This is a genomic window from Plesiomonas sp., assembly GCF_051650925.1.
GTDB lineage: Bacteria > Pseudomonadota > Gammaproteobacteria > Enterobacterales > CAMTGL01 > Plesiomonas.
Genome location: NZ_JBOFRH010000018.1, coordinates 1 through 5,640, shown reverse-complemented (window position 1 = coordinate 5,640; position 5,640 = coordinate 1). Strand labels below are relative to the sequence as shown.

General features: G+C 44.4%; 6 protein-coding genes. 5 read left to right on the top strand and 1 reads right to left on the bottom strand.

Annotated elements, in window-relative coordinates:
• The first annotated feature begins 235 nt into the window (after positions 1 to 235).
• The gene (locus ACRC27_RS00450; protein WP_438624122.1) at positions 236 to 1,144 is read left to right on the top strand and encodes a DMT family transporter; all 909 of its coding nucleotides are present in this window, start codon (positions 236 to 238) and stop codon (positions 1,142 to 1,144) included.
• Positions 1,145 to 1,299: 155 nt separating this feature from the next.
• Here ACRC27_RS00450 and ACRC27_RS00445 read toward each other — a convergent pair whose 3' ends face one another.
• Positions 1,300 to 1,389, bottom strand: coding sequence for a cytochrome bd-I oxidase subunit CydH (locus ACRC27_RS00445; protein ID WP_438624123.1), 90 nt, complete (start codon positions 1,387 to 1,389; stop codon positions 1,300 to 1,302).
• Positions 1,390 to 1,615: 226 nt separating this feature from the next.
• On the opposite strand from ACRC27_RS00445, the gene ACRC27_RS00440 reads away from it, so the two are divergent.
• The 4 genes from ACRC27_RS00440 to ACRC27_RS00425 form a co-directional block, all read left to right on the top strand.
• Positions 1,616 to 2,137, top strand: coding sequence for a hypothetical protein (locus tag ACRC27_RS00440; protein WP_438624124.1), 522 nt, complete (start codon positions 1,616 to 1,618; stop codon positions 2,135 to 2,137).
• A 385-nt stretch (positions 2,138 to 2,522) separates the two neighbouring features.
• Positions 2,523 to 3,545 carry an HTH-type transcriptional repressor PurR gene (gene purR / locus ACRC27_RS00435; RefSeq protein WP_438624125.1) on the top strand — a complete coding sequence of 341 codons (1,023 nt, stop codon included), beginning with the start codon at positions 2,523 to 2,525 and terminating at the stop codon, positions 3,543 to 3,545.
• A gap of 273 nt (positions 3,546 to 3,818) precedes the next feature.
• On the top strand, positions 3,819 to 4,064 hold the full coding sequence (locus ACRC27_RS00430) for a DinI-like family protein (protein WP_438624126.1): 246 nt from the start codon (positions 3,819 to 3,821) through the stop codon (positions 4,062 to 4,064).
• 256 nt (positions 4,065 to 4,320) lie between these two features.
• Positions 4,321 to 5,640 (top strand): ABC transporter substrate-binding protein (locus ACRC27_RS00425; protein WP_438638816.1); only part of this gene is annotated, 1,320 nt, incomplete at its 3' end.

Sequence of the window (5,640 nt, the reverse complement as noted above, 5' to 3'; positions counted from 1 at the left end):
TATCCCGTGTTAAATCAGCTATTGTGGGAGCTTATTCCACTGATTATCACGTCGGGCTTACTGTTCGGCTTCTATAAGATGTTCGGTTTTTGACCTAACACACACGAAACTGATGCCCTTTCATAACAAATAGCCTGTTAAAGGGGCGTCTAAAATTAATTTTGTGATACAAATCGCAACATGAACGCAGAAAGAGTACACTGCTCTTTCTGTTTTATTAGCCATTGATGTCTTAATGTACTACCTTCTTCCTTTACTTACTGTTCTGATTTGGTCAGGCAACGCCATTGTTAATAAAATGGCGGCCACCAGCATCGATCCTGCGGCAATTGCCTTCTATCGCTGGGCGTTAGCCTTTGTCGTATTAACCCCGTTTATGTTGCTTCCGGTATGGCATAACCGCCGGAAATTTATACCCTATCTGGCTAAATTCATTGTTCTTGCCCTGCTTGGCATGGCGATTAACCAAACATTTGGTTATTACGCCGGATTAACGGTGAGTGCTATGAATATCGGCATTATTACCTCGTTAATTCCACTGATGACCGTGCTGATCAGCTTGTTTGTTCTGAGCGAAACCCCAACTGTCGGGATCGTATCAGGCACTGTGCTCTCATTGTTTGGGATTCTTTATCTTGTTAGCTGTGGGGATATAGCCAGCTTGCTGCATCAAGGGGTAGGAAACGGTGAGTTACTGTTATTAACCGGCTCATGTGCTTATGCGCTGTACGGCGTGCTGTTGAAGAAATGGCAGTTACCGTTCTCTACATGGCAATCGGTATACATTCAGATTTTTTTTGGCATGCTGCTACTACTGCCTAACTTCTTGTTTGCACAAAACGCCGTGATTAACACCCAAACATTGCCGCTGATTATCTATGCGGGTATTCCGGCATCGGTCGTTGCACCATTCCTCTGGTTGCAAGCTGTTAAATTACTCGGTGCAAGTAAAACTGCCATTTTCATGAACCTAATGCCCGTGTTTACGGCAATGATTGCAATGACACTGCTGAAAGAGAAAGTGGAGCATTATCATATCGTAGGTGGCGTTATTACATTGTGTGGCGTGGTTCTTTCGCAAACGCTTCGAAAACCTATCAGTAGATCCCTACTTAAAGTTTCATCGCTCAGAGAGCCGCAATAATATCCAGAATCACGAGAGAGACCGAGTTAAACGCAGATTAAGCAGGGTCAGCTTCATTCATCATAAGCTGCCCCTGCCTTGTTTTATTTACCGTAATACGTTGTTACTGCTGCTGTACGTAACAAACACTATGCCAAATGCCCTGCAAAATGTGATCAGATAAAAACAGCCACAAAACTAAATGTGATGATCATCGCTAATGCACCGGTTGTTGTCAGTAGCGCTAAACGTAATTCAGTATCCATAATCTCCCCCTTGCGTTGTGTTTCAAGGGCGGTATCAATTGCTATAACACAATGACAACGCCCCACTTCTTCATACTTGCTTATTGTGAATGCAAGCAGTGTATCCTCTGTATCATTAAACTGTAATGTATCATTTTTGTTAATGTGGATTCCATCACCAACAAACAGTGATACACTCGGTTATACACATAAATAACGCTAATCCAACAAATAATAAGGATATTCTATGCGCCAAGGAGTGCCATTTTTTGTGTTAACCCTATCACTGCTCTCTTTCCCTTCTCATGCCCTTGATCAAACCTGCTTCACCCAAAAATATGAGCAGTTTGTACAAGCCTCTGATGCATGGTATGCCACGTTATTAAGTAAAGTAACTCAGCAAGACCCAACGTTAAAAGTGGCCAGCGAACAATTTCTCAATGAACGAAAAAATTACTTTAACCGTAACCTGACTGCCGTAAAGTGGTATCTAAACCATGAACCCGCACGCTTAGCGTTAGATAAATCTGTCAATGAGTGGCTTTCACTTGATGAAGAGTCAGAAAAAAAACTTAGCAGCCAAAGCAGTGAATTTGCTGCATTAAATGAACAAGTTTTTAATGATCGAGTGGTCAAACCTAATCCACAAAGCTATGCGCTGCGCTCTGCATTTGCAGAACTGTTAACACACCCAGAAAATGTACGTGAAGGGTTAGAGAGTTATAATCGCTCAATGGAAAAGATAGAGGCCGTACATTGTGCCAAATAGCCCTATTACTCACGCTACCGTGTGTACTGCATGCTAAATGCACGTGTGCATAATCTTGCCTACAATGAATAAGACCAGATTATAGGAAGAGTACTGAAAATCGCGCAGAGAAAGACGAAGAGTGTTGTCATCAAAAATCACACAATATTTCCTTTTTCTGCTTCTTTCTGCTTCCCGTATCGTAAATTATAAGAGAAAATGATCTTTTGGATTTTTGGCATCGGGCCGTCATGAGTTTAATAACGATAACTAAAGCCCGTTTGCATTATTAATTATCACAATATAGCAAGCAACGGAGGCAAACGCTTCCGTAGTAAATAAGGCAAACAGGCTAACCTCTGCCCATGTCTTGATGCTCGCTCAAGTCAGGAGTTCTACTTAATTTATGGCAACGATTAAAGATGTCGCCAAACTTGCGGGTGTTTCAACAACCACAGTATCGCATGTTATCAATAAAACGCGCTTTGTAGCAGAAGAGACACGTACCCGAGTATGGGCTGCGGTAAAAGAGCTGCACTACTCACCCAGCGCGGTGGCAAGAAGCCTGAAGGTTAACCATACCAAATCTATTGGCATGATAGTGACCACCAGCGATACGCCTTACTTTGCAGAAATTGTACAGTCGGTTGAAGAGCACTGTTACCGTAAAGGCTATACCCTATTTCTGTGTAACTCACAAAACAACCTTGAAAAACAGCGAGCCTATCTTGCGATGCTGGCACAAAAGCGGGTTGATGGCCTGCTGGTAATGTGCTCTGAATATAACGAGCAACTGCTTGAGCTGCTTGAGAACTACAGCACTATCCCAATGGTGGTGATGGATTGGGGTCTGACAGAGAGTGATTATACTGACCGAATTCAGGATAACAGCTTCGATGGCGGTTATCTGGCCACCCGTTACCTCATTGATCGCGGCCACCGTGATATCGGCGTGATTACCGGCCAGCTAAGTAAAACCACAACTCAAACGCGTTATGATGGTTTTATCAAGGCAATGCAAGAAGCGGGTTTACCGATTAATGATAAGTGGATTGCAGAAGGGAACTTCGAGCCTGAGTCTGGGCATATTGCAATGAACACGATTCTAAGCCATGAGCAGCACCCAACGGCCGTATTCTGCTTCAATGATACAATGGCAATGGGCGCAATTTGTGCCGCTGGTGAGCAAAACCTGCGTATTCCACAAGATATCTCTATTGTGGGTTATGACAATATTCGTGATGCACGCTTCTTCTCTCCACCGTTAACCACCATCCACCAGCCGAAGGCGCGTTTAGGTGCGATGGCCTTTGATATGCTGATTGACCGCATAATCAATAAGCGTGAAGGTGGTCAAATTATTGAGCTGCATCCTGAACTGGTTGCCCGTAGCTCGGTGATTGATGGCCCGTATAAGAAAAACAAGTAAGCCGTATCTGTAATACGTAATACCCCACAGCTGCAATGTTCTCTTCTTTTGTGCTTTGTAGCTGTGTTGCTTCCCTTACCTCTTCCTCTTATCAATCTTTTCTTGTTTACCCCCTCTTATTCGCTTTGCATGACACTTAATTTTCTGAGTCTGTTTAATATCAAGGCTAACTAGACAACCACTAAAAACAACTGTATATATATCCACCATAAATGGCGTTATTCTCTTTCATCAGATGTGCACCGCTGCAACAGGAATTACAGGAGGTTGTCCATGCGCATTGAAATTTCACTTGATCGTAATCTAACCCTTCCGGCTCAGTTCGAACAAAAATTACAAACTGAACTGACAAAACGCCTTGGTGCTCTCTTTGATGAGCCTGATGTTATCGTCAAACGTGGCGCAGCGGGTATTTCAATCTTACGTGGGAATAAAGGCGACAGAGATCTTGTCGAAGAGGTCTTGCAGGCAACCTGGGAAAGTGCCGATGACTGGTTTGATACCGAAGAGTACGAGTAACTTCCCTCTACTGACAATCTTAATGAAGTATTGTTGAAGTACGACACTGACCTGAAACAGAATACAAGACGCAACACTGTACGGGTTTATTCTCACTTCTTATCTATTTATGGCTATCCCACAAACAGCCTTGATACATTGACGGGATAGCCCTTTATAAAATTCAGCTAAACTTGCAGTACCACGCCCCTTCCGCGGATCAGCATACCCATGAACAGTTTGTGCCTTTTTAGACGCTATCCTTCCCAAGATGAAGATGAAATTACAGCCAGTTGCTGCAATCCACATTTATTTTGGTAAACTACGCCGCCTTAAAGGTAATACCATCGCCGATAATGCACTCAGCAACTCCCCCCGGCATGAGGATAGATCTGTGAAGAAAAACTGGATATCAGCGACACTGCTCGCCTGTAGTTTATGGACCACTGGCGTGTATGCTGATGAAGTCACGCCTTGGCAACACACGCTGCAACAAGCGCAAGGACAGACTGTCTACATTAATACCCAAGCGGGGAATACCGAATTAAATAATTATCTTAACTGGGCTACAACGCAAGTTAAGCAGCGCTTTAATATTACGCTTATCCACACTCAGACCCCCAATAACACTGAAATTGTCAGCCGTATTATGGCCGATAAAATTGCTGGAAAAAAACAGCCTGGTGTGAGTGATATTGTCTGGTTACAGGGGCGCTACTTTAATACCCTGCGTAGCGCCGACTTACTGCAAGGCCCATTTGTTGAAGATCTACCACAGTGGCAGCAGGTTGATCAGAGTCTACCGGTAAAGGTTGATGCCACTTTTCCAACCCAGGGGTATGAAGCGCCATGGGGGTTAAGCCAGTTAGTCTTTATCTATAACACAGCAAGCTTGCAAACCCCTCCACAAGGCTTTAAAGATTTACTCACCTATGCCATGCAGCACCCCGGAAAAATCACTTACCCTGTGCCGACCGAAATACACGGGATAAACTTCCTCAAAGCGGCCTTGCTGCAATTAGCGCCAACACCTGATGTGTTGTACCGTGATGTCAAAGAGAGTGATTTTAAGTATCAGACCGCCGCATTATGGCAGTACCTTGATACGTTACACGGGTATGCATGGAAAAAGGGGCAAACCTTCCCGCAGAATCAAACCGAAATGCAAGCTTTACTCAATCAAGGTGAAATTGATATTGCCCTTAGTTTCAACCCTAATGAGGTACAAAACGCCATAGCGCAAAATCGCTTACCAGAAACAGCCAAAGCGTATGCATTCGGACAAGGGGCAATTACCCGCGCTCACTTTCTGGCAATTCCGTTTAATGCGCCTTCACCTGAGGGGGCAAAAGTGGTCATTAACTTCTTGTTATCACCCACAGCGCAAGCCTATAAAGAAGATCCGGCTGTCTGGGGCGACCCCACCATTCTGAGTCTGCCAGCCCTCAGTGAAACAGAAAGAGCCCAGTTTACCGCACACAGTGAGCTTTATCGGGTATTACCAGAACCTCACCCTTCATGGGGAAATGCGCTGGAAACGGAGTGGTTGCGCCGCTACGGTACAGAGTCAGTATCTACACCCGCGGCAGATACTGTG

What these genes read in the sequence shown, in the direction of transcription:
- ACRC27_RS00445 (WP_438624123.1), bottom strand. Translation starts at nt 1,389, where the DNA reads ATGGATACTGAATTACGTTTAGCGCTACTGACAACAACCGGTGCATTA.
- ACRC27_RS00450 (WP_438624122.1), top strand. Translation starts at nt 236, where the DNA reads ATGTACTACCTTCTTCCTTTACTTACTGTTCTGATTTGGTCAGGCAAC.
- ACRC27_RS00430 (WP_438624126.1), top strand. Translation starts at nt 3,819, where the DNA reads ATGCGCATTGAAATTTCACTTGATCGTAATCTAACCCTTCCGGCTCAG.
- ACRC27_RS00440 (WP_438624124.1), top strand. Translation starts at nt 1,616, where the DNA reads ATGCGCCAAGGAGTGCCATTTTTTGTGTTAACCCTATCACTGCTCTCT.
- purR (WP_438624125.1), top strand. Translation starts at nt 2,523, where the DNA reads ATGGCAACGATTAAAGATGTCGCCAAACTTGCGGGTGTTTCAACAACC.